This is a genomic window from Pseudomonas sp. MTM4 (assembly GCF_019355055.1).
Lineage (GTDB): Bacteria > Pseudomonadota > Gammaproteobacteria > Pseudomonadales > Pseudomonadaceae > Stutzerimonas.
In genome coordinates, this window is the sequence record NZ_CP048411.1 from 4,161,530 (window position 1) to 4,186,894 (window position 25,365).

The following is a 25,365-nucleotide window of genomic DNA, read 5'->3' on the forward strand; positions in this document are numbered from 1 at the left end:
GTTCTCCGGTTCAATAGCGGAAAAAGCGCGCGGATTATAGAGCTAGACCGATGCGCAGGGGCAAGTGTCTGGCAGTTGGCTGGCTGCGACGAGCCTGGTCGCTCGCACCGCCTGTAAGCATCGCGACTGTCTGGCTAAGGAAATTTTGTGATTCAGTTCTCCGTTGCACTAGAATCCGCGCCCTCCTCGGATGATGGCTTATTGCTATGGAACAGCAACGAGACAAACGTACGCTTCACTCTCTTCGCAAACACATCGACGAACTCCTAGCGACCGGTGCGACGATCATCGCGCGTGATCCGGTGACGCTGGTCAGCGAAGGCCAGACGCTCAAGGTCAGGCACGGGATGCTCGTCGGCCATTCCGGCTTGCTCGATCTGGTCGAGCCGCTCACCGATCACCAGTGGCCGGATGCCCTGCGGCAGATGGCGATCGATCTGTGCATTCAACAATTGGATGAAGCGATCCGTGCGCTGGAGAACGAGGCCGTCGTGATGGCGTCGGAGCCGGCGAACGACGGCTAGACTCAAGAAAATATCCAGGCAACGAAACGTAGCGGACAGGGCCTGATCAGATATGCACGGATGCAGCCTGCGTTCGTGTCGTATTAAAGGGGGTTTTGCATGTTCGTTCGGAGCTCGCACCACGGCTTCATCCCGCCCTATATCCTCAGGCGCATCGTCGACAACGGCTCGCAGCGCCAGCGTGATCGAGCGCTGGGGACGCTGGCTCACGTGCGCAACCTGTTGCCCAATCCGGGGCCGCCCAATCGCCAGCCGATGGCCAGCGTATTGCCCGAGCGTGGCCGGCCAGGCGAGCCGCGGCGCAGCGTTCACGATGCCCAGCAACAGATGGTGCTGCCTGGTGTGCTCGCGCGAATCGAAGGCCAGCCGCCGGTCGCCGATGCGGCGGTGGACGAGGCTTACGATGCGCTCGGCACGACCCACGAATTTTTCTGGCAGGTGTTTGGCCGGGACTCGATCGACAACCACGGCTTCCCGCTGATCGGCACGGTGCACTATGGCGTCGATTACGAGAACGCCTTCTGGAATGGCGCGCAGATGGTGTTCGGGGATGGCGATGGCGAAATCTTCAATCGCTTCACCCTCTCGCTGGATGTAGTGGCTCATGAGCTAGCCCATGGCGTGACCGAAAGCGAGGCGGGGCTGGTGTACTTCAATCAGTCGGGCGCGCTGAACGAATCGGTTTCGGATGTGTTTGGCGTGCTGGTACGACAGTTCAGCCTGAAGCAGACGGCGGATCAGGCCGACTGGCTGATTGGTGCCGAGCTGCTGACCGATCGTGTGCAAGGCTCGGCGCTGCGCTCGATGGCCAATCCCGGCAGCGCCTATGACGATCCTTTGCTGGGCAAGGACCCGCAGCCTGGGCACATGAATGATTTCATCGACACCCGTGACGACAACGGCGGCGTGCATCTGAACTCCGGCATCCCCAACCGCGCGTTTTATCTGGCCGCGACCGCCCTGGGTGGCTACGCCTGGGAGAAGGCCGGACGCATCTGGTACGACACGCTGTGCGACCGGCGCCTGGCCAACGACGCGGATTTTTCCGCATTTGCCCAGTTGACCGTGGACAACGCGACCGTTCGTTTCGGCGCGGGCGGTAACGAAGAGCGGGCTGTCGTGCAGGCTTGGGCGGCTGTGGGCGTGAATCCCTGATTGAGGAGACGTGCATGAAACAGTTACCGGCATTGGATTCGGACGCGACCATTCGCCTGTCGCGGCAAGGCGGCTTTGCCGCGATACAGGCGCTCAGCCGTCCACGCGAAATAGACTTCGCCAGTTGTAACGAGCAGCAGCGCCAGCAAATCTGCTCCGTTCTCGAAGGTTGCCTGCCGTTGGCGACTTCTCCCAGCGGGCAAGGCGACCGCCGCTATTACCAGATCGAATTGCGCTTCAGGCAGCATGACAACGACGACGAAATGGTGATCCAGGTGCCGGAGGAGCGGGCACCCGGTGAGTTGGTGCGGCTCTGGGACAAGGGTGAGGTGCTCTGAGCGCGACTTGGCCGCCCGGGCTAGAATCGGCCCTCTCTCATTCAGGAGCCAAACCATGTCCGAACTGCCTTCCATCGCCTTTGCCGGCATCGGCCTGATGGGTCTGCGTATGTGTCGCCGGCTGATTGCCGCCGGTTATCCGCTAACGGTATGGAACCGTTCGCCGGAAAAATGCGCGCCCCTCGTCGAAGCCGGTGCGCGGCAGGTGAGCACGCCGGCCGAGCTCTGCGCGGCTGCTGATGTGGTGTTGCTGTGTCTGGCCGATACCTCAGTCGTGCGCGAGGTGGTGTTCGGCGCGGGTGGCATCGTTGAAGGGGCGCGAGCGGGGCAAGTGCTGGTCGATCATTCCAGCCTGGAACCGGCGGCCACGCGCGCCATGGCCGCCGAGCTGGAGTCGCGTGGCGGCATGCGCTGGATCGATGCGCCGGTATCTGGCGGCACCGCTGGCGCCGAGGCGGGCAGCCTGGCGATCATGGCTGGCGGGCGTGACGAGGACGTCGAGCGGGTCCGACCGATCCTGATGCAGCTGGGGCAGCGACTGACGCGCATGGGCGGGGTCGGTGCGGGGCAGGTGACCAAGGCCTGCAACCAAATGATCGTCGCTTGCAATGCGCTGGTCATCGCCGAAGTCGTGGCGCTGGCCGAGCGTTCCGGTGTCGATGCGAGTCTGATCGCGCCGGCACTGGCTGGCGGTTTCGCCGACTCCAAGCCGCTGCAGATTCTCGCCCCGCAGATGGCCAGCAGTGAGTTCGAGCCGATCAAATGGCACGTGCGCACCCTGCTCAAGGACCTCGACACCGCCGTCCAGCTTTCCCGCGAAGAGGGCAGCGCCACGCCAATGACCGGGCTGGCCGCGCAGCTGATGCGCCTGCATGGCAGTCAGGGTCATCTCGAGCAGGACCCGGCGACCCTGGTGCGGATGTACCGGGAGCAGAGCCAATGAAAATCGCCGCCAACCTGTCCATGCTGTTCAACGAGCTGCCGCTGGCCGAACGCATCATGGCGGCGTGTGTTGCCGGTTTCGATGGCGTGGAGATTCAGTTTCCCTACGAACTGCCGGCGATCCACCTCAAGGAGGTGCTCGAGCGTGCCGGCTTGCCGTTGGTGCTGATCAACCTGCCAGCCGGCGATTTCATGCAGGGAGGCGCCGGTCTGGCTGCGGCCCCGGCGCGTCAGCAGGACTTCGATGCGGCGCTGCAGGAAGCCCTGACCTACGCGGCGATGGCGCGACCGGCGTGCGTCAACGTGTTGCCGGGGCGGCTGGCCGAGGGCGTCACGCGCGAGCAGGCGTTGGAAACGCTGGTTCAGAATCTGCGCAAGAGTGCCGAAGCCTTCGCGTTGCTCGGTGTGCGCGTGGTGTGCGAGGCGATCAACCCGCTGGATATGCCGGGTTTCCTGATCAATACCCCTGAGCATCTGCACGCCTTGCTGGAGCGCGTTGATCACCCCAACTGCCAAGCGCAGCTGGACCTGTACCACATGGCGCGACAAGGGCTCGATATCGCCGCCGGGATCAGGCTTCTGGGTCCGCGCATCGGCCATGTGCAGTTCGCCGACTGCCCCGGGCGCGGCGCACCGGGTAGCGGCGAGGTGGCATTCGCGAGTCTGATCGAAGCGCTGCGTGGGACGGGTTACGACGGTTGGCTGGCAGCGGAGTATCGGCCCGATGGGCAGGACACCGCAGCAGGCCTGGGCTGGTTGGCGGAGTGGCGGCAGCATTGATGCCATCGCCCGGCATAAGCGGGAATGATGTTGACAGACAGAAGCGTGAAGGAGCTCTAGAGTCATTCGCGGGAGAGCCGATTGACACCATGGTCGGCCTATAACAATAAATCGAGAGCGACGTCATGCAGCCAACCAACCAAGCCGCGAACGCCTGGCGTGTCCTGTTTCTGCTGTTTCTGGCCAACCTGTTCAACTTCTTCGACCGCACCATTCCCGCCATCATCGCCGAGCCGATTCGTCTGGAGTGGAGCCTCAACGACTTCCAGCTCGGCCTGATCGGCACTGCCTTCACCATCGTTTATGCGATAGCCGGGGTGCCGCTGGGGCGTATGGCCGATATCGGCTCGCGCCGCAAGATCATGGGCTGGGGTTTGACCGCCTGGAGTGGGCTGACTGCCGTCAACGGCTTCGCTTGGAATTTTTGGAGTTTCCTGCTGATCCGCATGGGCATCGGCATCGGCGAGGCCAGCTACGCGCCGGCGGCCAACTCGCTGATCGGCGATCTGTTCCCGGCACACAAGCGCGCTCGTGCCATGGGAATCTTCATGCTCGGCCTTCCGCTTGGGTTGCTGCTGGCGTTTTTCACCATCGGCTCGATGGTCGAGTATTTCGGCAGCTGGCGCGCGCCGTTCTTCATCGCTGCCGTGCCTGGATTAGTGCTGGCGGTGTTCATCTTCTTCGTCAAGGAGCCGCAGCGTGGCGCCGCCGAGACGGTGAAGGTGTCCCAGGAGCGCGTGCAACAGCCCGTGCGCAAGGTGTTGGCGATCCGTACCTTCTGGTGGCTGGTGCTGGCCGGCCTGGCGTTCAACTTCGCGACCTACGCCTGTAACGCCTTCATGGTGCCGTTGTTGATGCGTTATCACGCGGTGCCGCTGGTTGAGGCATCGATTGCCACCGGTGTGATCGTCGGCCTGACCGGCTTGATTGGGTTGACCTTTGGCGGCTGGGTGGCCGACCAGATCCATCAGCGTTTCGCCCGTGGCCGGCTGATCTTCGCGGCGGTGAGCATGGTCATCGCCACGCTCGCCACCGGTTACGCGCTACTCGCCGGGCGCATCGAGGTCGGCGTGTTCGTCGCGATTTTCAGCATCGGCTGGCTGTTCTCCTACAACTTCTACACCTGCGTCTACACCGCGATTCAAGACGTGGTCGAGCCACGTTTGCGCGCCACTGCCATGGCGCTGTTCTTCGCGGGGCTTTATCTGCTTGGCGGTGGCATGGGTACGGTGGTGGTGGGGCTGTTGTCCGATCACTTTGCCGAGTCGGCGATGCTCGCCGCAGGGGCCAGCGAGATGAGCGAAGCGTTCCGCGCGGAAGGGCTGCATGGGGCGATGTACCTGATCCCGGCATCGTTGCTGCTGACCATGGTGTTCCTGTTCCAGGCCTCGCGGACGTTCTGCCATGACGCCAAACGCATGACCGATGGCATGACTCAGTCCGCCAGCGACGCCGAGGCCGCTCTGGCCTGATCGCCTCGCCGTCGACAGTGCCGCAGGGTACTGTCGACGGCACCGATTGACGCCTGCTGACTTGCTTGCCGACTGGGCGACGATTGGCCAGCAATTGCCGGCAGGCTCGCATAAACTGCGCGGCCGTTTTTGGCAGTCCGGACCGCACATGCACACTCCGTCTCCCGCCCGCGCCTGCGGCATCGATTTCGGCACCTCCAACTCGACCGTCGGCTGGTGGCGTCCCGCCAGCGAGCCGCTGATCGTGCTCGAGGACGATCAGCACACCCTGCCTTCGGTGGTCTTCTTCAATGTCGAGGAACGCCGTCCGGTGTATGGCCGGCTAGCCCTGGCCGAATATCTGGAAGGCTACGAGGGGCGGTTGATGCGCTCGCTCAAAAGCCTGTTGGGCTCCAAGCTGCTGAAGAGCGAAACGACGGTACTGGGCAGTGCCATGCCGTTCAAAGACATCCTCGGCCTGTTCCTCGGGACGCTCAAACAGCGCGCCGAAACCAGTGCCGGTCGAGCGTTCGACGAGGTGGTACTGGGTCGCCCGGTGTTCTTCGTCGACGACGACCCGCAGGCAGACAAGGAAGCTTCCGACACCCTGGCTGCAGCGGCGAAGAAGATCGGTTTCAAGGACGTCTCGTTCCAGTACGAACCCATCGCAGCAGCCTTCGACTACGAGTCGCGCATCGAGCGGGAAGAGCGCGTATTGATCGTCGATATCGGCGGCGGTACTTCCGACTTTTCCCTGGTGCGGCTGTCGCCGGAGCGGCGCCAGATCGATGACCGTCAGAGCGACATTCTCGCCACCTCGGGCGTACACATCGGCGGCACCGATTTCGACAAGCAGCTCAGCCTGCAGGGCGTGATGCCTTTGTTCGGCTATGGCAGCCGGATGAAAAGCGACGCGCCGATGCCCACCAGCACCCATCTCAACCTCGCCACCTGGCATACCATCAACGCGGTCTATGCGCCGGCTTCGCTGCGTGCGCTGCAGAGCATGCGCTACGACATCGTCGACCCCACCGGGATCGACCGGCTGTTCAGTCTCATCGAGCAACGCGCTGGCCACTGGCTGGCGATGCAGGTGGAGCAGGGCAAGATCGAGCTGACCGAGCAGGACCGCTATCTCATCGACTTCGCGCGGATCGAAGCGGGATTGCAGGCGAGCCTGACCCGCGACGGCTTCGAAACGGCCATCGACCCGTTGCTCGAACGAATCCGCGGCAACGTCAGTCAATTGCTGGCAAGCGCCGGGCTCAAGCACGACGACATCGATACGGTGTTCTTCACCGGCGGTTCCAGCGCGATTCCGGCCTTGCGCCAGAGCATCGCAGCACTGCTGCCAAGCGCCCGTCATGTGGAAGGCAACCGCTTCGGCAGTATCGGTAGCGGCTTGGCCATCGAAGCGAAGAAACGCTACGGTTGATTTCCCGTGAGCGCCTGTCCGGCATGTCTCGCGGGCCTGTTGGGGAGTTTTCATGGGTTACAAACTTCGTCCGCAAGACCCTGTCGCCGAGGTGCGCAAGGTCGCTCGACAGCGCATCGACAAAGCCATCGAGGCACTGAGCGTGCCGGCTGCCGAGCGAGCCGAGGGTGTGCATCAGGCGCGCAAGCGCTTCAAGGAATTGCGCGCGTTGCTGCGATTGGTGCGAAAGCCCTTGGGTGCTGAATTCAAGCGCGAGAATCAGCGCCTGCGCGATCTTGGCCGTGCGCTGGCCGAATCTCGCGACGCCACCGCCATGCTGGAAAGCTGGGATCTGCTGAGCGCACGGTTCCCCAAATTGTTCGCCGAGGCGGGCTTCAAACAGATCCGTCGGCGCCTGCAGGCAAGAGCCAGGCAGGGCGAAGGCGATGCCACTAACCTCGATGCCCGTATTGCCCAGGCGATCAATGAACTGAGCAATGCCAGCGCCTGTATCGACAGCTGGCCATTGAGCGCCGAGGGTTTCGAGCTGTTGGCCGCCGGGGTGGAGCGCACCTATGCCGACGGTTGTGCCGAGCTGGCCAAGGTCAAACTCGAACCGAGCGACGAGCAGTTCCATGAATGGCGCAAACGGGTTAAGGATCACTGGTATCAGACGCGGCTACTGACTCCTAGCTGGCCGACGCTGATGCAGGTGCGCAGCGACTCGCTCAAGCGTCTGGCCGATCTGCTCGGCGACGATCATGATCTGGCGATGATGCAGCAGCTGATGCAGGCGCAGCCGCCTTTAGTCGGTGACCAGTCGTTGCGTGAGCGGCTCGATCGCGTGATCGTGCAACGGCGCGGCGAAATGCAGCGCGAAGCGTTGGCGCTGGGTAATGAGATCTATCTGGAGGCGCCTCGGGATCTGGTGGCGCGCTGGCAGCGCTACTGGGAAACGGCCGAGGTCTGACTGTCTGGCGCACGGTCATAAGACCGTACGCCAGCGGCAGGAGAATCGAGGTTACAGCTTCTTCGCGGAAACGATCGTCACCGGCTGCAGCGGGACGTTCTGCATCATGCTGCGGTTGCCGGTGGGCACTTGGGCGATCTGATCGACCACATCCATTCCGCGCACCACCTTGGCAAACACCGCATAGCCGAAATCGCGGCCGCCGTGGTCGAGGAAGTCATTGTCGCGGTGATTGATGAAGAACTGGCTGGTGGCCGAGTTGACGTTCTGTGTACGGGCCATCGCCAAGGTTCCGCGAACGTTGTGCAGGCCATTGTCGGCTTCGTTCTTGATCGGCTCGCCGGTCTTCTTCTGGCCCAGGCCTTCGTTGAAACCGCCGCCCTGGATCATGAAGCCAGGGATCACGCGGTGGAACACGGTGCCATCGTAGAAGCCGCTTTCCACATAGCCGAGGAAATTCTTCACGCTGATCGGCGCCTTCTCGGCTTCAAGCTCGATTTCGATTTCGCCCATGCTGGTGTTCAGCAGCACGCGTGGGTTGTCTGCCGCCAGGAGGTTTCCGGCGAGCAGCAGCGAGCAGGCGGCGAGTACGAGTCGTTTCATGGTGTAGTCCTGTTGAGGGTGGAAGCTTGGGCCGGTCGGCCATCGGCAGGTTGAGTTTGCGCATCGTACGTCTTGATCAGGTCGATGAGAATCTGCGTTGCCGGGCCGAGCGGTTTGTCCGGGTTAGTGTAGAGATGGAACAACGGGCGGCGAATGCTTCCCTGGATCAACGGCAGCGGCTTGAGCACGCCTTCGGCCAGTTCGCGGTCGATCATGTGACGCGGCAGCCAGGCGAAACCCAGCCCGCTGCTGACGAAGGCGACCGAGGTGGCCAGGCTGCCGACCGTCCAGCGCTGCTCGGCGCCCAGCCAGCCGGCGTCTCGCGGCTGACGTTGGCCGGAGTCGCGCACCACGACCTGCATCTGATTCTGCAGGTCCTGCACGCTCAGCTTGCGCTGCAGCTGGTGCAGCGAATGGTCGGCATGGGCGACGGCGATGAATTCGACAGTGCTCAGCTCCGCTCCGAGGTAGCCGGTAATGTCCAGGCTGGTAATTGCCAGATCCGCAGTGCCGTCCCTGAGCACATCTTCAACGCCCGACAGGACTTCCTCGCGTAAACGCACCCGGCAGCCCTGGCTCTGCGGCATGAAAGCCGTCAACGCGCGGATCAGCTTGGCGTTGGGGTAGGCGGCGTCCACCACCAGGCGTACTTCGGCTTCCCAGCCCTGTTCCATGTGATGGGCCAGTTCTTCGAGCTGCCCGGCCTGGACCACCAGTTGCCGCGAGCGGCGCAGCAGCACTTCGCCTGCATCGGTGAGCACTGCCTTGCGACCATCGATGCGCAACAGCGGAACGCCGAGCTGCTCCTGCATGCGCGCCACGGTATAGCTGACCGACGATTGCGAGCGATGCAGCATCTCCGCCGCCTGGGCAAAGCCGCCGTGATCGATCACCGCCTGCAGGGTTCGCCATTGATCGAGGGTTACGCGTGGCACTTTCATTCCATTGTTTTCCTGTCGCGTCTGTCTGGTACGCTGGCACGCCTTCACGAGGAGCCCGCATAAAATGAAAAAAATACGCTTCGCCGCGCTCGCTTCGCTCGCAATCATCCCACTGAGCGCCCTGGCCGTCAGCTATCCGGTGGAACTGGAGCAAGAGCTCAATGGCGCCGAAGTGCTGGCTACCACCGAAACCATCGACCGGGACATGGCCGGTCTGCTGTTGCAGAACTTCGGCGAACGCCCGGTGAGCTGCTCAGCGGTGTTCCGCAACGGCCCGGAAGTACCACGCACCCGCCGCACCACGCTCGACGCTGGCGAGCGCAAGCCGCTGACCGCCAAGTTCAAGCGCGATGTGATCCGGCTGCGTATCAAGCTGACCTGCGAGCCGCAGTGAGGTTCGCGCGGTGAGCCGATCGGGACGCGGTGGCCGGCTTCCAAGGCTCGGCTTAGCGCGTCGCTAATGTTCAATTGTTAGTCGCGTCCGCACTGTCGATCCGCCCGCCTCGGGTTCGATCAACGATCCGGTCGATCGTCGCGCTGATAAAGCCGCCTTTCCACCGGCCGGACGCGTTAATCTATGCGACGTTTTTCGACCTTGAGGTATCCCCCTTGTTTGACCAATTCGCCCTGCATGAACGCCTGCTCAAGGCGGTCGCCGAACTCAAATTCGTCGAGCCGACGCCGGTGCAGGTGGCGGCCATTCCCCCGGCGCTGGAAGGGCGCGACCTGCGGGTAACGGCGCAGACCGGCAGCGGCAAGACGGCGGCGTTCGTGCTGCCGATGCTCAACCGGCTGATCGGCGATGCGGTGGTGCGCACCGACGTGCGCGCGCTGATCCTGCTGCCGACCCGCGAGCTGGCCCAGCAGACCCTCAAGGAAGTCGAGCGCTTCTCGCAGTTCACCTTCATCAAGTCGGCGATGATCACCGGTGGCGAGGACTTCAAGGTCCAGGCGGCGATCCTGCGCAAGGTCCCGGACATCCTCATCGGCACGCCGGGACGGATGATCGAGCATCTCAATGCCGGCACGCTGATCCTCAAGGACGTCGAACTGCTGATCCTCGATGAAGCCGACCGCATGCTCGACATGGGCTTCGCCGACGACGTACAGAGGCTGGTCGGCGAATGTGCCAAGCGTCAGCAGACGCTGCTGTTCTCCGCCACCAGCGGCGGCGCCGCCTTGCGCGAGATGGCGGCAAGTGTGTTGCGCGATCCGCTGCACCTTCAGCTCAACCGCGTCAGCGAGCTGAACGAGGGCACCCGTCAGCAGATCATCACCGCCGAGAACATCGAGCATAAAGAGAAGCTGGTGCACTGGCTGCTGGCCAACGAGACCTACAAGAAGGCCGTGATCTTCACCAATACCCGCGTGCAGGCCGACCGTCTTTACGGACGGTTGGTGGCCGAGGGCGTCAAGGCTTACGTGCTGCACGGGGACAAGGATCAGAAGGAGCGCAAGCTGGCCATCGACCGCGTCAAGGAAGGTGGCGTGAAGGTTCTGGTAGCCACCGACGTGGCGGCGCGCGGTCTGGATATCGAAGGTCTGGATCTGGTGATCAACTTCGACATGCCGCGCTCGGGTGATGAGTACGTTCACCGCATCGGACGTACCGGGCGCGCCGGCGCCGACGGCCTGGCGATCTCGCTGATCTGCCATAACGACTGGAACTTGATGTCGAGTATCGAACGCTACCTCAAGCAGCGTTTCGAGCATCGTGTCATCAAAGGGCTGAAGGGCGGCTACATGGGCCCGAAGAACCTCAAGGCATCGGGCAAGGCCGCCGGCACCAAGAAGAAAAAGGACGACAAGAAGAAGGCCACCGACAAGAAGACCAAAGTGGCATCAAAACCGACGGCCAAGCGACCGAAGAACGCCAAGCGTGAAGCGCCTGCCTCGCAGGTCGTCAGTCAGGACGGCATGGCACCGCTGCGCCGCAAGAAGCCCGCCGCCGAATAAGGTCTCCACGACACACCGGGGCGTCGTAGCCCCGGTCATTCGTGTCCGTCAGCGCTTCTCCGCTGGTGCGATATCAGCTTTTTTCTCCGCTTCCTCGACGTGCTGCAGGCGCTTGTCATAGGCCTGGCATTCGTCGCCCAGCTGGTCAGCGGTCTGCTTGACCTCCATCTCCCGCAATTGCTCGTTGATCTCGGCAGCACGCTCGGGGTCGCTTTCGGTTAGCTGATTGACGCGTTCGGCCAGCTGCCGGGCCTTGGCGTTTATCTGGTCCGTGGTGCATTCGGCCAGTGCCGGCTGGCTGGCCAGCAGGGCGGCAGCGAGGGGTATCAACAGGTATTTCATGGTGGTGCGCTCCTTTAAGACCTGTTCGGTGGATGCCATGCGAGCGCTTTGGTTCAGCCTTTCCCGTTGTGCTGATGATCGAACCATGCCGCAGCCGGCACGGTCCGTATTAGCAAGAGCCGCGTTCTGACGCGGTGCAACAGGAGAACGACATGACCTATGACTGGGATCTAATGCTGCGTCTGCTGCGCGAAGCGCAAAAGCCTGGCAACGAGGCCTTCGCGCCGCGTCAATATGCCGATGAGCATGCGATTGCCATGGAGGATGCCGGCCAGCCACTGCCTAATCTCGATTCGCTCAAGGCTGAAGCGCAGAACTACGAGAGCCTGCTGTTCGAAGGGGGGTTTCTGGTGACGCGCCCGGAAGAGCAGGGCGGTAATGGTGAGAATTTCGTCCTGACCGAGCGGGGTTCACGGCTACTTGAGATGCTCGAAGGCGACATTGCGGGCACTGCGTACCGCCAGCGCCTGGATGACAAAGGCGAGGCCGCGCTGACGCCGGAAATCTTCGACGCCTTGGCGACGGGCTGAAAAAAATACGCCCCGCTAAGGCGGGGCGCAGAGTTAGCGATACAGGCCGATTAGAGCAGTGGGCCGATGGTCCCGCAGGATTTGTTCGCCGCGTGCTTTTGCAGAACTGGCAGCTGCGGACGTGGCTTTCCACTCTTCACGTCCAGCGACAGCGCGTAGTCGCCCCACCATGGACCGGCAGCCCAGTAGGTGCTTGGGATGCAGTTCTGGTTGAGATACTTCAACAGGTTGTCCGTCGCTACGATTGCTGAGGACGAGAAGTCCGGCGCGCCGTGTTCACCGATGAAGCCACGCAGCTTGTTTTTCCTGAGCCACTCGACGAAAGGCTTGGCCCGATTGACGCCGATCATTGGGTCGTAGACCTCTTTCCTGTTGGTGTAATAGCCCGAATAATCCTTGTCGAAATACAGGTGGGCTTCGAATACCAGATTGTTTTTCGAATCACGCATCCAAGCGTCGTTGACCAGCTGGGTGTTATAGGACGGCCAGTGGAATGCGCTGGACCAGCGGTCGCCGGCAATGACTACCCAGCGTTTGGAGTCGATCGCACGGATGCTCTTCGCCGCAGCCAAGGCAGCGGTGGGCCACTTGCCGTTTGTGGTGTGTGGCTCGTTCATCAGTCCATAGCCATAAACTGCCGGGTGGTTGGCAACCTTTTGTGCAATGCGGCGCCAGGCATCGGCAAAAGCGCTAACGGGCACTTCATTGGAACCGATCATCTTGCCGTAGTAGCGATAGTAGTTATGCATGTCGAGGACGACTTGCATGTTGTACTTCTTTGCATAGTCAAGCGTCGCCATCATTCGCGCCAGCTCGGCGCTGTTCAGCTCGCCGTTGAGCCTCGGTTGAATCCGTTCCCAACGAAATGGCAAACGTACCAGCTTCAGGTTGCGTTCGGCGTAGCGCTTGAAGTCAGCTTCGCCCGGATAGATGTAGTGCTTTAGGTATGTCCCCGGCAAGGCGACGTCAGCACCAAACTCGGCACCGGCCAGGTTGATGCCGACCAGGTTGATGGGGTTTGCCACTGGTGCGTCGTTGGCTGGAGCGTTAGTTCCGGTGCTCGGGCTTGCCTGACTGAAACCGGTGCTGCTAACCGACACGGTTCGCGGATAGCCCACGGCCTTCCCGTTGATGGCGCCGCCGTCCATCATCACCGTCATATTGCCGCCTGAGTAATAGATCAGGTTGATAGTGCGTACCTGGCCATCGGCAAACCTGACCTTTGCGCCCTTGTGAAATGCTGCCTTGTTCTGTGCGGTCGCCTTGACTGAAATGCCTACGAACTTGCTGGTGGTGTAGACACCGTTAACGAAGTCGCCACCGTTAAAGGAATTCAGCGCAGTCGTCAGGGATGGGGACGAACTGTTCGACGGCGGGGTGGCTACAGGCTTGGAGGGCTGGCTAGGTGCAACCGGAGCTGGAGCCGCAGGCGTGCTCGGCTTGCTGGTCGCGGTGAACAGCTTGTTGGGATGGCCGAGCGAACTGCTGAGTTTGCCGCCGGAAAGCATCACACTCATGTTGTTGCCGGAGATGTACACCGCAGTGATGGCGCGAGTCTCGCCATTTGCGAGCTTCACCGAGGCGCCAGGCTTGAATGCCGAACGATTGGTCGTGGTCAGTGGGATCGAATAGCCCGCCGATTTGCGCCACACACCATTCTGCCAATCGCTGTTGGTGTAATTGTTGATGGCGCTGCTATGGCTGGACGTACTGGCCGAGGGTGCCGGCTGCGGTGCGGCGATTGCCGGCGCGCCTGTATCCGAGCCCAGCGCCGAAACCGTTTTCGGGTAACCGGTGGCTGCGGCGTTGAGCGTTGCGCCCGACAGCATCACGCTCATATGCGCACCGGAAAAATAGACGACCTTCACCGAACGAATCTCGCCGTTCGCCAGCTTTACCTGTGCGCCTTTTTTGAATGCGGCTTTGTTAGCCGTTGTCGCCGGGATGGAAAACCCCGCCGATTTACGCCAGGTCCCCTTGTTCCACTCAGGACTGGTGAAGTCGTTGACTTGCGCGGTGGCGATGGCCCTCGTCGCGCTTGCAGCGGACGAGGTAGCTGCTGCGTTGGCATCCTGGACCGTAGTGAGGCCAAACATCGCGGTAAGCATGAAGGCGCCGAGTACTGCTCGTGGTGCGCCCGAGACTGCTTTGAGGAACATTGATATCTCCGGAACTTAATACGACAAAAGGCACGCGTGCCCTTTAAAAAATTGCGGAAGCATTCATTGGGGGATGCAACAAACGAAGCACTGCCGACGACGCCACCCACTCACAACAAAGCAGCGAAACGGCAACACCGTTGGGCTCGCTTTGAATGGATAGGCTTTATATAGAAGGAATAGCAGACAGTAAAATTATTTTGGCGCCGGTAAGTCGGCATAAACCTTGGCTTTAGTTATGTGGTTTCATATTGATATTATTTGATAGCAATAAGCTACTAATTTCAAATAATGCAACTTGTTGATTAATAAGTAATTATTATTTCCTAGGGAAACAGGCTTGGCGCTGGTTTAGATAATTACCGTTTCGCTTGTTAGTTTGTCAGCGCATAAAAGTAGCTAATCTGTTCATTGCAGAATATTTCTAAAACACATACGCGGTTAACAAGCGAAACGTAATTAGCTCGTTCATTGAAAGATAAACGCTGTTAGATGGCAGATTGATAGCTCGGCTAGAAGAGCTGATGCAGGTACGTCGAATCAGACCAGGACGACTGACTCGCCGAAGCGGCGTCGGATCACGCTAGGTCAGCGCACCTGATCCAGGCTGTCGACGGTGAGCTCCAACGCCTTGCGCATGTCCAGGCGGGCCGAGCGACCGATGTCCTGATTGTTCATCTGATAGTTGCGCTCGGAAGGCAGAATCGGCGCGGTCAGGTCGTCGGCTTCGACCGGCTCGAAATCGCTGTCTCGGCCGATGGTCAGTGCGCTGCGACGTAACAGTTCCCGCACCTGCTCCGGCGCCAGCTGCGGGTTGATCGAGAGCATCGTCGCGATAATGCCCGTCACCATCGGGGTGGCGTATGACGTGCCGCAATGCACCTCGCCGCGCTTGTCGGGTTCCAGCGTTGCGGCGCGCGTGCAGGCCGAGGCGGTGATGTCGACGCGCATGTCGACGTTCGATGAAGGCCGCTTGGTGACGTATTCCGGATGCTCCACCGGTACGTCGCGCTTGTCGTTGCGCTGGTGGCCGCCGACGACCAACAATTGCTCGGTGATGAATGAGGACGGCAGGCGGTAGTCATCCAGACTGGAGCGCGCCGAACCGTTGCCGGCGGAATTCACCACCAGTACGTCGGGATGCTCACGGCGCAACCAGAGGAAGAACTCTTCGAGCAACTCCTCATAGCCGCTCATGGCGATGCCTGAACGAATCAGCGAGTCGACTTCCTCGCCCTCCACATCCCGCGTGCCGATGCGGTGGATGCCCCAGCTCCAGTTCAATACGCGTACGCCATCCTCGACCAGGTTGACCGATGCGGCCACATTGGCGGTGATGCCGGCATCGGAATTGCGCTCGACGATCACCTCGAAGCCGGCGCTGGCTGGCTCCAGGGCACTTAGAAAACCGCTGTCGCTTGGCTCAACACTACGCGCCGCAAGTATTCCAGTAACGGTGGTGCCGTGTTCGTCCGGCGCCTCGGCATCCCTGGCATACACGCATGTGCGCGGCTCTCGTGGATCGCAATCGCCTAAATAAGGAGCGAACTCGGGGGCGTCGAAGTCGACGTTGCGCTCGACGATGCCGATTCGCACGGGGTGCGCCTCGACAGGGGCTTGTTTGGACGGCACGCGGTGCTGGTAATAGTCGACGGCGTCCAGGAATCGATTGGCGACCCACTCACTGTGGCGCGGCTTGGGCTCCTTGTCCTGTTCCAGCGGCTCCTCGGCGCCAGATTCTTCGATCACCACCGCGTCTACGCCTACCTCGTTTCCCAGGCGCAGCACCATGGCGTCTCGCTCGGTCAGGTTCTTTACCGGCAGGCGCAACTGATAGATGTTGAGCGGTGCGATGGCGCCGACCACTTCGGCTCCGTATTTCTTGGCCAGTTGCTGCGACTTCTCCAGGCCGTCGAGGTTTTCCTCGATGATCAGGCTGATCAAATCGACATAGGTGTTCAGCCCGTCCATGTTCTTGGTCACTTCGTCAGGGCCGGCTGCCAGCACGTGGCTCCCGTTCATCGTCAGCCACACCGGGTTGCTGCGGCGTTCGCCTTGCTCCAGCCAAAGCGGCCCGCTCTCGTGCTCGGACTTGCGCAATGACAGCCGCAGCTTGCCGTCATCTGAGCGGGTGGCTTGGACCGGTTTGCCGCGCAGCATCAGCCTGACGTCGCCGTCATCGAGCCCGGTCGCACGCAGACAGAAGGTCAACTGATCGTCCGAGAAGAGATCGCCGCAACGCTGCATATCCTTGAGCCGCAGCGGAGTCGATTCAGCCATCGCCAGGCTTGGGTTCAGCAGGCCCAGCGCAAGCCCGATCGATACGCAGAGATGAGCTGCCTTCATTGTCGACGCTGCAGATAGTGGACGCTGAATAGCTCAGCGGAGTCGGTCCACTGGCCGCTGCAATCGAAGCCGGCACTGTTGGCGAGATTGGCGAAGGACTCCAGCGTGTACTTGTAGGAATTCTCGGTGTGCAGGCTTTCGCCGGCATCGAAGTGAAACCGCTGGCCGTCGACGGTCACGTCCTGCGCCTCACGGCTGATCAGATGCATTTCGATTCGCGAGTCATTTTCATTGAAGAAGGCGCGGTGAGCGAAACGTGACGGGTCGATATCGCTGTTCAGTTCTTCTCGGATACGTCGCAACAGGTTGAGGTTGAACGCCGCCGTGACATGGGCACGGTCGTTGTACGCCGCTTCGAGCACGTCGCGGTCCTTGACCAGGTCAACGCCAATCAGCACACCGCCCCTGGGCGGAAGGATATCGTGCAGATGCCCAAGCAGTTTGCGCGCTTGCAACGGCGTGAAATTACCGATGCTGGAGCCGGGAAAGAACACCAGCGGGTGATGGATGGTGAAGTCGTCCGGCAGCGCCAGCTCATCGGAGAAGTCGGCACAGGCGGCATGTACTTCCAGCCAAGGATAGTCGGCGGCCAGGCGCTGAGTGCTGGTCAGTAGGAACTGCTCCGAGATGTCGATGCCCAGATAACTGACCGGCCGCAACCCTTCGAGCAGCAGGCGCACCTTGCGGCTGGCGCCGCTGCCCAGCTCGATCAGGTCGGTCTGCGGTCCGGCGATCTCACGGATATCGTTCGCCGCATCGGCGAGAATTCGTTCCTCGGTACGGGTCAGGTAGTACTCGGGCTGCAGGCATATCTGCTCGAAGAGCTCCGATCCGCGCCGGTCGTAGAAGAACTTCGGCGAAATATGCTTCGGCGAGGCGGCGAAGGCGGCCAACGTTTCGTCACGCAGCGAGGCCTCGTGAGGTTGCTGGGTCTGGTCATGGAAATGCACGGCTAACGCCATCGTCATAGCTCCCTGGCCAGGCGCAGCCCGGCGAATTGCCAGCGCATGGCCGGCTGGAAAAAGTTGCGGTAGGTGGCGCGGATATGGCTTTGCGGCGTGGCGCAGCAACCGCCGCGCAGCACCATCTGGCCGGACATGAATTTGCCGTTGTACTCGCCCAGGCTGCCTTCCAGCGGGCGGAAGCCGGGGTAGGGGAGGTAAGCGCTGGCCGTCCATTCCCAGACATGTCCGAACAACTGCGCGGGCCCGTCATGGGGGGCGCTCGCCGCGACTGGCTGCAGATGATCGTTCTCCAGGAAGTTGCCGCGCAGTGGCTGTTCCCCAGCGGCGATCTCCCACTCGGCTTCGCTGGGCAGCCGGGCGCCGGCCCAGCGTGCGTAGGCATCCGCCTCGTAGAAACCGACGTGGCAGACCGGCGCCTCCAGATCCAGCGGCCGCAGCCCGCCAAGAGTCATTTCGTACCAGGCGCCGTCGTCGCGGTGCCAATACAGCGGGGCGTTCCAGCCGTGCTGTTGGATATGTGCCCAGCCATCGGACAGCCAGAGTTCACTGCGCGCGTAACCGCCGTCGGCGATGAACGACAGGTATTCGCGATTGCTCACCAATCGATCGGCCAGCTGGAAATCTTCGATGAACTGCCGATGTCGCGGTGTCTCACAATCGAAGGCGAAACCGTTGCCGTCGTGGCCGATGTGGCGCACCCCGCCGCCATAGTCGTGCCAGCGCAGGCGGTCGTTATGCAGTGTCGGTGCCGGTTTCAGATCGTTCCGGTAAACAGGGTGCAAAGGGTTTTGCGCCAGGATGTGCTTGATGTCCATCAGCAGCAGCTCCTGATGCTGCTGTTCATGCTCGAGACCCAGCTCGACCCGGCGCAGGATTTCAGCGTCATGCTGCTGGGGTGGATTGGCCAGAAGCTCGCCCATCGCCTGATTGACGTAATGGCGGAAACGATAGACATCGTCCACGCCGGGCCGTGAAATCAGCCCGCGCTGGGCCCGTGGGAAAGGCGTGCCGTGGGTTTCGTAATAGGAATTGAACAGGTGGTCATAAGCCTGATCGAGCGGTGTGTAGCCAGCCAGATACGGCTTGAGCACGAACGCCTCGAAGAACCAGCTGACGTGCGCCAAGTGCCATTTCGGCGGGCTGACGTCGGGCATGCTCTGGATGACGTAATCCTCGATCTGCAAGGGTGCGCAGATCGCTTCGCTGGTGGCGCGTACCTGCCGGAAGCGTTGCAGCAGGTGATCTGGTTCGGCGAGCGCCAGTTGCTGGTTTCGCCGTTCTGCCAGGTTGCCCATGGCGTCCCCCTTGTTTATGCCCGGCTAGTTCGAGACCGGGAGCGGCCGAAAACCGCCTCTATAGCGACCCGAAGCGAGGCGCAAAAGTTTCTGCGATGCGGATGCGAGAGCGCTGCAATGGCTTCGCTTCGCCTGTGATGTAAAGCCCGATTGCGTTAGGTACTGAACGATGTCCGGCTAACGGCTGTTACCGCTTTGCTGCGCTAGCCGTGGTGCCGATCTTGTTAGGCCTTCGCAAAAATGTGCGGCCGAATAAATTCGGCCCTACGGACCTGCGCGTTCAGAACGTTTGGAACAGGCCTTAGCGTTCTTCGACCGGCGGAGTAGGGCGGATAAGGATCTCGTTGACGTCCACGTGTGCCGGCTGCGACAGCGCGTAGACCACTGCTCGGCCAATGTCGTCCGGTTGCATCGCGTACGCCGGAGGTTCGTCGAACAGCGGCGTGTCGACCATGCCCGGCTCGATCAACGTGACCCGCACGCCAGTGCCGCGCAATTCCTCGCGCACGCTGAGGCCCATGCCGGTCACGGCCCATTTGCTGGCGCTGTACATCGAGCCGGGTATGACGAAGCGTCCTGCGGCCGAGCCCGTCAACAGCAAGTGGCCGCGACTGGCCTTGAGCGCCTCGATGCTGCAGCGCAGGGTCAGCCCGACGCCGTAGACATTGGTCAGCAGCATCTCGCGCCAGACTTCAGGGTCGGCGCCGCTGAAGCCGCCTTCGCTGCCGGGTATTCCGGCGTTGGCGTAGACCGCATCGAGCTGGCCGAAATGCTCCAGCACCTGCCGCACCATGGCCTGCTGCTCGGCGTATTCCTTCACATCACAGCGGATCGCCAATGCGCGCTCCGAGCCGCCGAGTTCGCTTACCAGTTCCGCGAGCTTGTGCTCGGAACGCGCCGCCAGCGCAACGCGGTAACCGGCTTCAGCGGCGAGCCGTGCAGTGGCCGCGCCGATTCCGGATGAAGCACCGGTGATCAGCAGAACCGGATCGCTCATGGTCACCTCCAGACTCAATAGTTTGGTGGGGTTTCCGGGATGCCGGTGTCGTCGGCCAGTACCGGCATGGTCCAGGGCTCGAGGCGCTGATCCTTGTCTTCAACGTCGAGCCGCGCCTGCTCGATGACGCTGCCGAGCCGCTGCGCGCTGCTGTATTCGTCACGCGGCACGCTGGGCACGCGTAGCATCTCGGCACCGCTGCTCGACATCACGGTAAAACCGAAACTGTCGTCGTCCGGGTTAGCACTGGTCACGCAGCCGCACGGCAGAAAGGCTTCGGTGACCAGCTGCATCGCATCGTCGAGTGTCAGGGGTTGAGTGTTCATGGTGCTCTCCATTGGCGGGCTGTCTCCAAGTTGACCGCTAGGGTCTGTTGACGTTTCGTCGCGAGCCGCGTTGCTGCGCCAAATGGCACCAGGCCAGGCGCGGGACACAGGTAATGGTTGTTCCCTTGCCAAGTCCCGCAACGCCGCATGGCGCCATTTGCCGCGCAACCCTTTGGGCCGGGCCTGTTTTTGCGCGATTCGGCGTTTCTCGTCGTTTATTTGGAACGACCAAGCTTCACTCCTCGTGCCTTGCCTCGCGCAAAAACAGGCTCCGGCGCGGCCGCGTACGAAACGTCAACAGACCCTATGGCGAGCGGCTGTTTCCGAGTAAACGACGGGCTGCGAGCGTCTGCCCTTGTGGCTGCGCCAAGGCGGCAGCATATTCGTTCGTATGAAACCGACTCCCGTGCACGACGCACTCGCTGCGTTCCATCCAGCGGTAGCTGGCTGGTTCGGCCGCAGCTTCCCTTCGCCGACTCCGGCTCAAATTGCCGCTTGGCCCCTGATCCGTTCCAGTCAATCGACGCTGATCGCCGCTCCCACCGGCTCGGGCAAGACGTTGACGGCCTTTCTCGCCGCGATCGATCAACTGGTTCGGCAGAGCGTGGCTGAGGGCGGCTTGGCGAACGAAACGGCCGTGCTTTACGTCTCGCCGCTCAAGGCGCTGTCCAACGATATCCGGGTGAACCTCGAGCAACCGCTGCTGGGCATCTCCGCCGAACTGGAGCGTTTCGGCCTGCCGGCGCTGCAGATCCGCACCGCCGTGCGCACCGGCGATACGCCGCAGGCCGAGCGGGCGGCGATGCGCAAGCGGGTGCCGCATATTCTGGTGACGACGCCGGAGTCGCTCTATGTACTGCTGGGTTCAGAATCGGGTCGGCAGATGCTGACGGGCGTGTGCAGCGTGATCGTCGACGAGATCCACGCCATCGCCGGCAACAAGCGTGGCAGCCATCTGGCGTTGTCGCTGGAGCGGTTGGAAGCGCTGTGCCAGCGTCCGCTGGTGCGTGTCGGACTGTCGGCTACGCAGAAGCCCATCGCAGCGGTGGCGGACTTCCTGGTCGGCGTCGGGCGGCGCTGTGAAATCGTCGATATCGGCCATGGCCGTGCGCGGGATCTGGCCTTGGACGTGCCGCCGGTGCCGCTGGAAGCGGTGATGAGTAATGCCGTGTGGGAACTGGTGTATGACCGACTCGCGGCGCTGGCTGGCGAACACCGCACGACGCTGGTCTTCGTCAACACGCGGCGGATGGCCGAACGCGCCGCGCGACATCTGAGCGAGCGCCTCGGCAATGCCATGGTCGCCGCCCATCACGGCAGCCTGGCGCGCGAGCAGCGGCTGGACGCCGAGCAGCGGCTCAAACGTGGCGAATTGCGGGTGTTGGTGGCCACTGCCTCGCTGGAGCTGGGCATCGATATCGGCGACGTCGAGCTGGTCTGCCAGCTGGGTTCGCCGCGCTCGATATCGGCGTTTCTGCAACGTGTCGGCCGTGCCGGGCATCAGGTTGGCGGCGTGTCCAAGGGGCGTTTATTCCCCAGTTCGCGCGACGACTTGATCGAATGCGCCGCCTTGCTCGACAACGTGCGCCGTGGCGAACTGGACACGCTGACGATTCCCGTGGCGCCGCTGGACGTGCTGGCGCAACAGATCGTCGCCGAGGTGTCGTGCCGCGAATGGCAGGAGGATGCGCTGCTGGCGCTGATTCGCCGCGCCATGCCCTACGCCGATTTGAGCGAGGCCAGCTATCAGGCACTGCTGGCGATGCTCGCCGAGGGCTACACCACCCGCCACGGCGCACGCGGCGCCTATCTGCATCGCGATCTGGTCAGCCGCAGCCTGCGAGGCCGACGCGGCGGGCGCCTGACCGCGCTGACGTCGGGCGGCACCATTGCGGACAACGCCGACTACGGGGTGCTGCTCGAACCTCAAGGCTTCAACATCGGTACGGTGAACGAAGACTTCGCGGTGGAAAGCCTGGCCGGCGACGTATTCCAGTTGGGCAACACGTCCTACCGCATCCTCAAGATCGAACCTGGCCGGGTACGGGTCGAGGACGCCCAGGGCCAGCCGCCGAACATCCCGTTTTGGCTGGGCGAAGCGCCGGGGCGTAGCGATGAATTATCGGCTGCGGTGGCGAGGTTGCGGCAGGAGATCGAGGATCGGCTGCACACCGTCGCCCCTCACCCCAACCCTCTCCCCAACGGGGCGAGGGGGCAGTCCGAGCGGGATGAAGTTGATGGTGTTGGCTTGGCTGCTGATGTGGCAGGAGCGCGTGGGGAGGTTGATGCTTGGCTGAGCTCCGTTGCCCCTAACTCCGACCCTCTCTCCGAGAAGGAGATGGGGCGGTCCGAGCGGGGTGAAGCTGATGGTGTTGGCTTGGCGGCTGAAGTGGCCGGAGCGCTTGGGGAGGTTGATGATCGGCTGAACACCGACGCCCGTCACTCCAGCCCTCTCTCCAAAGGGGCGAGGGGGGAATCCGAGTGGGGTGAATCGAATGCGAGTGACTTGAGGTCTGGTGCAAGGGCTGGAGCATTCCCGTCGCGCCCGATGGCCGCAGGCTTGTCTCCCTCTCCCCTTGCGGGAGAGGGCTGGGGTGAGGGGGAGGCGGTGCGCACGCTGGACCTGACCTTCGCCATCGCCTGGCTAACCGACACCCTCGGCCTACCAGACCCCGCCGCCCGGCAGATCGTCGAATACCTGGCCCGCGCCCGCTCGGCGCTGGGCGGGCTGCCCACGCAAAGCCGGCTGATCATGGAGCGCTTCTTCGACGAATCCGGCGGCACCCAACTGGTCATTCATTCGCCCTACGGCAGCCGGATCAACCGCGCCTGGGGGCTGTCCTTGCGCAAGCGTTTCTGCCGCACCTTCAACTTCGAACTGCAGGCTGCGGCGACAGAGGATGCGATCATCTTTTCGCTGTCCACCAGCCACAGCTTTCCCCTCGACGATGTCTGGCGCTACCTCCATTCAAACAGCGCCGAGGCGGTCCTGATCCAGGCGCTACTCGACGCGCCGTTGTTCGGCGTGCGCTGGCGCTGGAACGCGACCACTGCGCTAGCGCTGCCCCGCATGGCCGGCGGACGCAAGGTGGCGCCGCAGTTACAGCGGATGAAGAGCGAAGACCTGCTCGCCACCGTCTTCCCCGATCAGGTCGCCTGCCTGGAAAATATCGTCGGCGAACGCGAGATTCCCGAACACCCATTGGTGGCGCAGACGCTCGACGACTGCCTGCACGATGCTATGGACAGCGAAGGCTGGCTGGCGCTGTTGCGGCGCATCGAGGCGGGTGAAGTCGAGCTGCTCGCGCGCAATCTGCCGGCGCCGTCACCGCTGGCTATGGAAGTGCTGGGCGCGCGTCCCTATGCCTTCCTCGACGACGCGCCGCTGGAAGAGCGCCGCACCCAGGCGGTGCTCAATCGACGCTGGACCGATCCCGAGTCCAGTGACGATCTGGGCGCGCTGGATGCCGCTGCGATCGAAGCGGTGCGCGAGCAAGCCTGGCCGCACGCGCTTAATCCGGATGAGCTGCATGAGGCACTGGTCGGCCTTGGCGGTATAGCCGAGAGCGAGGCATCGGCCGAGCAGGATTGGCTTGGCTGGCTGGGTGAACTGGCCCGTGGCGGTCGCGCCACGCGAATGCAGATTGCGCAGGATCGTGCGCTCTGGTTGCCCATCGAACGCTTGGCGCTGTTGCGGTCGATCTATCCCAACGCTCGTTGTGAGCCGGCGCTGGCGCCGCTGCCCGGCTTCGATCAGCAGTCGAACGAGGATGAGGCGCTGGCCGAGCTGATCCGCGCGCGGCTGACCGGTTTCGGCCCCTTGCCGGTCTCGCTGATCGCTCGGCCATTGGCCATGCCGGCCTCTGCTGTCGCCCAGGCCCTGATCCGTCTGGAATCCGAAGGGTATGTATTGCGTGGTCGCTTCACACCCGGCGCGAGCGAAGACGAATGGTGCGAGCGGCATTTGCTGGCGCGCATCCACCGTTACACAGTCAAACGCTTGCGCCGCGAGATTGAACCGGTGGAACGCGCGGATTTCATGCGCTTTCTGTTCGACTGGCAGCACCTGTCCGAAGCGACGCGGATGCAGGGCCGCGACGCGCTCGGCACGGTGGTCGAACAACTAGAAGGGTTTCAGGCCGCCGCCGGGGCCTGGGAGAGCGACCTGCTGCCTGCGCGGTTGGAGGACTACGGTCGCACCTGGCTGGACGAATTCTGCCAAACCGGGCGCATCGTCTGGACGCGCCTGGCCGGGCGGATCAAGGCCAACAGCGGCCCGGTGCGTGGCACACCTATCGTGCTGTTGCCGCGTCGACACCTCGTGGCCTGGTATGCGCTGGCTGGCGACGCACCGCAGCCAGAGCTTTCGTCACGGGCGCAGCGGGTTTTCGAGACGCTGCAAGGGCAGGGCGCGCTGTTCTTCGATGAGCTGCAGCAGGACGCGCATCTGCTGCGCAGCGAACTGGAAAATGCGCTCGGTGAGCTGGTCGCGGTCGGGCTGGTCAACGCCGACAGCTTTGCCGGCCTGCGCGCCTTGCTGGCGCCCGCCGCTAAGCGTTCACGCATTGGCCGGCAGAGTCGCGGCGGTGCCTTCATCGGTGGCATGGCCGATGCGGGACGCTGGGCGCTGGTCCGCAAGGGTGCGAAGGCGCCGGTCGAAACCGCAACGTCGCGCTCGCCTGCGCTCGATCCCGAAGCGCTGGAACACATCGCCATGACGCTGCTGCGCCGCTACGGCGTGGTGTTCTGGCGGTTACTGGATCGGGAAGCGGACTGGCTGCCGCCCTGGCGCGACCTGCTGCGCGTCTACCACCGGCTCGAAGCGCGTGGCGAGATTCGTGGCGGGCGTTTCGTCGCGGGCGTACCGGGTGAACAGTTCGCTTTGCCAGAAGCGGTCGGCCTGCTGCGCGAGATACGCAAGCGGCCGCTCACGGGCGAGATGATCGCAGTCTCGGCGGTCGATCCGCTGAACCAGCTCGGTACCCTGCTGCCGGGCGAGCGCGTGCCGGCAGTGGCAGGCAATCGCATCCTCTATCGCGACGGTGTACCGCTGGGATTGCTGATCGCCGGCAAGCCAGAACTACTGACGGAACTGGACGAAGAGGATCAGCGCAAAGCACGACAACTGCTGGCGGTGGCGCGGCGTTAGTGAGATTTGGGCTTCTGGCTAAAAGCGCAGCCCTGCGGTCTGCATTCGCCGCGGGTCGCGCCTCCCACTTGGCACGGTGTGCACCGGCTGCTTTCGTAGGAGGCCCGCCCTCGGGGCGAAGCGGGGTGCAGACAATGTGAGGCGGTAAGGTCTGATGTGAGCTGGAGGCTGGAGGCTTGAAC

21 protein-coding genes are annotated in these 25,365 nt (G+C 62.6%); 12 read left to right on the forward strand and 9 right to left on the reverse strand.

Going from position 1 to position 25,365, the window contains the following annotated elements; all coding sequences use genetic code 11:
• The first annotated feature begins 206 nt into the window (after nt 1-206).
• The 8 genes from GYM54_RS19165 (at nt 207) to GYM54_RS19200 (ending at nt 7,574) form a co-directional block, all read left to right on the forward strand.
• A complete protein-coding gene (locus tag GYM54_RS19165) occupies nt 207-524 on the forward strand; it encodes a hypothetical protein (RefSeq protein ID WP_181101886.1) in 318 nt (105 codons plus the stop codon).
• A gap of 99 nt (nt 525-623) precedes the next feature.
• Entirely contained in the window at nt 624-1,679 is a 1,056-nt protein-coding gene (locus tag GYM54_RS19170) for a M4 family metallopeptidase (RefSeq protein ID WP_197445491.1), read from the forward strand.
• 14 nt (nt 1,680-1,693) lie between these two features.
• Entirely contained in the window at nt 1,694-2,017 is a 324-nt protein-coding gene (locus GYM54_RS19175) for a protealysin inhibitor emfourin (RefSeq protein WP_131651092.1), read from the forward strand.
• Nucleotides 2,018-2,072: 55 nt separating this feature from the next.
• On the forward strand, nt 2,073-2,960 hold the full coding sequence (locus GYM54_RS19180) for an NAD(P)-dependent oxidoreductase (RefSeq protein ID WP_197445490.1): 888 nt from the start codon (nt 2,073-2,075) through the stop codon (nt 2,958-2,960).
• Nucleotides 2,957-3,739 (forward strand): hydroxypyruvate isomerase family protein, encoded by a 783-nt coding sequence (locus GYM54_RS19185; RefSeq protein WP_197445489.1) that lies wholly within the window; start codon nt 2,957-2,959, stop codon nt 3,737-3,739. The genes GYM54_RS19180 and GYM54_RS19185 overlap by 4 nt, the downstream gene beginning before the upstream one ends.
• 125 nt (nt 3,740-3,864) lie before the next feature.
• The gene (locus tag GYM54_RS19190; protein WP_197445488.1) at nt 3,865-5,211 is read left to right on the forward strand and encodes an MFS transporter; all 1,347 of its coding nucleotides are present in this window, start codon (nt 3,865-3,867) and stop codon (nt 5,209-5,211) included.
• Nucleotides 5,212-5,359: 148 nt separating this feature from the next.
• The gene (locus GYM54_RS19195) at nt 5,360-6,625 is read left to right on the forward strand and encodes an Hsp70 family protein (protein WP_197445487.1); all 1,266 of its coding nucleotides are present in this window, start codon (nt 5,360-5,362) and stop codon (nt 6,623-6,625) included.
• Nucleotides 6,626-6,677: 52 nt separating this feature from the next.
• The gene (locus GYM54_RS19200; protein ID WP_197445486.1) at nt 6,678-7,574 is read left to right on the forward strand and encodes a CHAD domain-containing protein; all 897 of its coding nucleotides are present in this window, start codon (nt 6,678-6,680) and stop codon (nt 7,572-7,574) included.
• A gap of 51 nt (nt 7,575-7,625) precedes the next feature.
• Here GYM54_RS19200 and GYM54_RS19205 read toward each other — a convergent pair whose 3' ends face one another.
• Complete coding sequence (locus tag GYM54_RS19205; RefSeq protein WP_131651098.1) at nt 7,626-8,177, reverse strand: peptidylprolyl isomerase; 552 nt, start codon at nt 8,175-8,177, stop codon at nt 7,626-7,628.
• The gene (locus GYM54_RS19210; RefSeq protein ID WP_131651099.1) at nt 8,174-9,118 is read right to left on the reverse strand and encodes a LysR family transcriptional regulator; all 945 of its coding nucleotides are present in this window, start codon (nt 9,116-9,118) and stop codon (nt 8,174-8,176) included. Before GYM54_RS19210 ends, GYM54_RS19205 begins: the two co-directional genes overlap by 4 nt.
• A 64-nt stretch (nt 9,119-9,182) precedes the next feature.
• Between GYM54_RS19210 and GYM54_RS19215 the strand changes: the two genes are divergently transcribed.
• Complete coding sequence (locus GYM54_RS19215; RefSeq protein WP_197445485.1) at nt 9,183-9,512, forward strand: 3-phosphoglycerate kinase; 330 nt, start codon at nt 9,183-9,185, stop codon at nt 9,510-9,512.
• A gap of 215 nt (nt 9,513-9,727) precedes the next feature.
• Nucleotides 9,728-11,074: a DEAD/DEAH box helicase gene (locus tag GYM54_RS19220; protein WP_197445484.1), complete on the forward strand. Its 1,347-nt coding sequence runs from the start codon at nt 9,728-9,730 to the stop codon at nt 11,072-11,074.
• A 48-nt stretch (nt 11,075-11,122) separates the two neighbouring features.
• On the opposite strand, the gene GYM54_RS19225 is transcribed toward GYM54_RS19220, so the two are convergent.
• Nucleotides 11,123-11,416: a hypothetical protein gene (locus GYM54_RS19225; protein WP_197445483.1), complete on the reverse strand. Its 294-nt coding sequence runs from the start codon at nt 11,414-11,416 to the stop codon at nt 11,123-11,125.
• Nucleotides 11,417-11,568: 152 nt separating this feature from the next.
• Between GYM54_RS19225 and GYM54_RS19230 the strand changes: the two genes are divergently transcribed.
• On the forward strand, nt 11,569-11,946 hold the full coding sequence (locus GYM54_RS19230) for a transcriptional regulator (RefSeq protein WP_197445482.1): 378 nt from the start codon (nt 11,569-11,571) through the stop codon (nt 11,944-11,946).
• A gap of 50 nt (nt 11,947-11,996) precedes the next feature.
• Here GYM54_RS19230 and GYM54_RS19235 read toward each other — a convergent pair whose 3' ends face one another.
• The 6 genes from GYM54_RS19235 to GYM54_RS19260 all read right to left on the reverse strand — a co-directional run bounded on the left by GYM54_RS19235 (nt 11,997) and on the right by GYM54_RS19260 (nt 20,034).
• A complete protein-coding gene (locus GYM54_RS19235) occupies nt 11,997-14,105 on the reverse strand; it encodes a glycoside hydrolase family 5 protein (RefSeq protein ID WP_197445481.1) in 2,109 nt (702 codons plus the stop codon).
• 588 nt (nt 14,106-14,693) lie between these two features.
• Nucleotides 14,694-16,451 carry a S8/S53 family peptidase gene (locus tag GYM54_RS19240; RefSeq protein ID WP_197445480.1) on the reverse strand — a complete coding sequence of 586 codons (1,758 nt, stop codon included), beginning with the start codon at nt 16,449-16,451 and terminating at the stop codon, nt 14,694-14,696.
• Entirely contained in the window at nt 16,448-17,413 is a 966-nt protein-coding gene (gene egtD, locus GYM54_RS19245; protein WP_181101855.1) for an L-histidine N(alpha)-methyltransferase, read from the reverse strand. Before egtD ends, GYM54_RS19240 begins: the two co-directional genes overlap by 4 nt.
• Nucleotides 17,414-17,415: 2 nt before the next feature.
• Nucleotides 17,416-18,711, reverse strand: a complete 1,296-nt coding sequence (egtB, locus tag GYM54_RS19250) for an ergothioneine biosynthesis protein EgtB (RefSeq protein WP_197445479.1) — start codon at nt 18,709-18,711, stop codon at nt 17,416-17,418.
• Between the two features lie 301 nt (nt 18,712-19,012).
• Nucleotides 19,013-19,708 carry an SDR family oxidoreductase gene (locus GYM54_RS19255; protein ID WP_131651108.1) on the reverse strand — a complete coding sequence of 232 codons (696 nt, stop codon included), beginning with the start codon at nt 19,706-19,708 and terminating at the stop codon, nt 19,013-19,015.
• A 14-nt stretch (nt 19,709-19,722) separates the two neighbouring features.
• Entirely contained in the window at nt 19,723-20,034 is a 312-nt protein-coding gene (locus GYM54_RS19260; RefSeq protein WP_131651109.1) for a hypothetical protein, read from the reverse strand.
• 391 nt (nt 20,035-20,425) lie between these two features.
• Here GYM54_RS19260 and GYM54_RS21800 point away from each other — a divergent pair, with 391 nt between their 5' ends.
• Entirely contained in the window at nt 20,426-25,183 is a 4,758-nt protein-coding gene (locus tag GYM54_RS21800; RefSeq protein WP_231752205.1) for a DEAD/DEAH box helicase, read from the forward strand.
• Nucleotides 25,184-25,365: the final 182 nt, after the last annotated feature.